We start from the raw sequence: 3448 nt of genomic DNA, 5'->3' as shown, positions 1-3448 counted from the left end.
GTTGTTAGCGATCGCTGGTTTTTGATCCTACCTCACCAAATCGCGTTGCTCCCTTACGGATATCAGATTATTATGTGAGGTTGACACGACAGTATCGTAAACCAGTTACACAGGTAGTAATTTTCTTGCAGCAGACTAGCGATTAACTTGCGTTCACTGAAGAATATACTGGTGAACAAACAACTCATCGCTATCGGGTAATTCGTTTGTGGGAACAGGATTCAGCACTCTTTCTCGATAATCCGGCGCTGCTACCCCTTGCACCACTAACTCGAACTGATTCACCTGCTGCTTTATTATCCCAGGTTGCTCAAAATGTCGCTAAAATTTCAAATAGAGATGAAAGACAAAATATTGCTGGGTGTACAGAAATATTTGCAGGTTTACGCTTTGAAAAAGACTTGATTCGTCAATTTTTACGGGAGGATATTATGCAGGAATCTGTTATCTATCAGGATATTTTACAGAAAGGTAATAAACAAGGTGAAGAACGTTTGATTCTTCGCCAATTAAATAGACGTTTTGGTGAGATTGATTCATCAAATATTGAAAGAGTTAGAGTCTTGTCTGTTGAACAATTGGAAACTCTAGGAGAAGCATTATTAGATTTTTCCTCAGTTGACGATTTAATAGTTTGGTTAGATCAACAACCAAATAATTACTAATTCATGGTGGTACTCGATGGCTTGCTAACGTAATTCGTAATTAGAAATTAAATTATGAATTACTTTGGCAGCCTCTGCTCTACATGAACATTAACTAACTCTCATCTGCTCACACTTCATTAATGATTAGTTGATAAACACAAAAAAGCCGGAGGAGTATCGGACGCAACCCTCGGCTTTCATGAATCAAAGAATATATGACTATGATGGCGTAGTACATTTAATGTTTCTTGACTATTAGAGATAGGTCTTACTCTTTCAAAAGAAGAAGTTTTATTTTATCAAAAGATAGAACAGAACTCTGATAGTAGAAATTGTGGATAAAATACAGAGTTTTTTCAAAAGTAATAAAAGGATTACCGCTAAAAGAAAGCAACGGACTCCAACCAAAGCCACATCCAGCGATTGCAGCATTGGATGCTTATCTTCAATTGCTGGAATTCTAAGCAGGCACTATTATGAAAGCACTTTCAGTCAAACAGCCTTGGGCATGGGCAATTATTTATGCTCTCAAAAATGTTGAAAATCGTGGTTGGCCTATCAATTATCGCGGCGACATTCTGATTCACGCCGCCAAAACCTGTACCAAGAAAGAGTACCAGCTAGCGAGAGAATTTTGCCAAGGGATGGGGGTAGTAATCCCAGAGTTAATCTCTCTACGTCTCGAATTTGCCGCAAAAAATTGGGCAGGCTTCATACTCCACAAATTAATCGTGAAGCCAAACGACTATCCAAAAAAGCCTGCCCAATTTTTCAGGACTAGGCTCCGTGTGGGCCAAGTTATTGGCATTGTCACAATAGTTGATTGCAAGTTTTCACAAGTTGCGTCTGGCTGGGGAATGCCTGGGCAATACCACTGGAAGTTGGAGAATCCACGCGAGATCACACCAATTCCTTACATTGGGCGGTTGGGGATTTTTGAAGTACCCGATGATTTGGTCATGGAGGTGGCTGCTTGACTAAAACAGTCCCCATGATTCGCACACTACAATACCTTGGGGCAACCAGGGAAGATATCATTGCCTTTATCAAAAAAGCGAAATCCAAAAAGACATCACCAAAATCAGATGTCTGCAAAAATTTTGATAACACAAAATTAAAACCAGTTCTTCCAGATGATGCCTTGATCGCTGTAGTACTTTTCGCTGGTGGCGGCGGGATTGAAGCGGGGATGGTTGAGGCCGGGATTCGCCCAGTCATCGCGGTGGAACATGACCTAAGCAAACCAGAACTGAGTAGAGCGATGCCTGCGGCAACGTCAAGGACGAACGCCAAAACCCATCACCACAACTTTAGTGAGTATGGCTGTAGAATAATCCAGCTAACAGTTCAAGAAGTAGCACAGTCAGGATTTCTAGGTTTTCCACGAAGACCTGACTATCTCCATGCTTCCCTAGTATGCGCCAACTTCAGCCAAGCCCACACAGCTAAAGCGGGTATTGCGCTTGAAACGGCTGATGATTTGACGGCTGCGATCGCAGTTGCAGAAGCGATCCGACAGTTACAGGCACGGGTGTTTACGCTCGAAAATGTTCCACGCTATCAGAACAGTCAGAGTTTTGCCATCATCCTGGATGCTCTAGAATCCCTTGGTTATCACGTTACTTACAGCGTGGTAAATATGGCCGATTTTGGGCTACCCCAGGCGCGGCGGCGGTTAGTCTTGATTGCAAGCAAGGGTTTTCATGTTGCCTTACCTTTGGGAGCTACACCTTGTGGTTGGTACGAGGCGATCGCTCATCTAATCCCCACCATGACCGATTCCCAACTACTCCCCAAACAACGGCAAGCGGTAGAACAATTTCTGACGGCTAACGAACCAACACCACTGCTACTAGAGAGAGTTGGAGGACGCAACGGACTGAAGTACAAGCCTGGGCATCTACCTTGCAACACCATTCTGCGATCCCATTTCACAGATCAAAAAGGTTGCAACCGTAGTAAGTTCGCTGATATCTGGTTGCCTGATGGTACTGTCAAGTCTTTGTCTATCCAAGGTGTAGCCATTTTACAAGGTTTTCCGTCCTGGTATGAGTTCCCAAAAGAGACTGCTACGGCGGGGTCAATCATTGGGTATTCTGTGCCTCCCAGTTTTGCAACTCAGTTATTCATGTCGGCACAAAGTATAGCTATGTAGGCAATAACTAAGGCTCTATTCCTTGATCAATCCAAGCATCAATTGGCGTTTTTACCTCTAATTCAGTCACGGCAGACCATTCTTTTTCGTTGATAGTTGTTTTAAATACCGCTCTTTTACCGTGACCAACTTTTTCCATTGAGTGTCCGCGATACAAATTTTTCGGCTTAATCATTTTTCTTAATCATCTTTATAGAATATTATAAACAGTTTTATTGGTAGTACTAACTATCGCTTGGGCTGGTGCTTTTAGTTCAGTCGCAGTAAAAAATCAATTACTTCCATTTTTTAGTCAGTTACACACTGTGCTAATTTTGAGACTTACCTTAATTTTTGGTTTAGGTTTAGGGATATTAGCCCGTCTGAGCAATCTCTAAAAATTATCTTTAACTTTCGGTTACACGACCCAATAGCCATACAACTTTCTGGCAAAATGCCTCTGATTCGCTGATAAGTTCCTGTATTTTGAGATATCCGTTCTTTGTGGAGAGCCGAATGATTCCTATAGATATGCAACGACTCATCAAAAAAACCTCTAATCCAGTTCGCAAGAAAATAGAATCAACCCCAACACCGATTAAACCCATTGACATGCCTGAAAGTCAAAATATTCCTGAACGAGTGATTGAACCAAATCCACCTGTGT

3 protein-coding genes and 1 pseudogene are annotated in these 3448 nt (G+C 42.1%); 3 read left to right on the top strand and 1 reads right to left on the bottom strand.

Annotated features, from left to right (window positions below):
* Positions 1–50: 50 nt before the first annotated feature.
* The 3 genes and pseudogenes from ACFE90_RS37210 to ACFE90_RS37200 all read left to right on the top strand — a co-directional run.
* Positions 51–665, top strand: a pseudogene (locus tag ACFE90_RS37210) (Rpn family recombination-promoting nuclease/putative transposase); the annotation flags it as partial.
* 458 nt (positions 666–1123) lie between these two features.
* Entirely contained in the window at positions 1124–1624 is a 501-nt protein-coding gene (locus ACFE90_RS37205) for an ASCH domain-containing protein (protein ID WP_375507245.1), read from the top strand.
* Positions 1621–2802 (top strand): DNA cytosine methyltransferase, encoded by a 1182-nt coding sequence (locus tag ACFE90_RS37200; protein WP_375507244.1) that lies wholly within the window; start codon positions 1621–1623, stop codon positions 2800–2802. Before ACFE90_RS37205 ends, ACFE90_RS37200 begins: the two co-directional genes overlap by 4 nt.
* Positions 2803–2809: 7 nt before the next feature.
* Here ACFE90_RS37200 and ACFE90_RS37195 read toward each other — a convergent pair whose 3' ends face one another.
* A complete protein-coding gene (locus ACFE90_RS37195) occupies positions 2810–2941 on the bottom strand; it encodes a hypothetical protein (protein WP_375507243.1) in 132 nt (43 codons plus the stop codon).
* Positions 2942–3448 lie beyond the last annotated feature (507 nt).

Origin of the sequence: uncultured Nostoc sp. (genome assembly GCF_964245445.1) — a bacterium.
GTDB lineage: Bacteria > Cyanobacteriota > Cyanobacteriia > Cyanobacteriales > Nostocaceae > Nostoc.
This window is presented reverse-complemented; position numbering and strand designations above follow the sequence as displayed.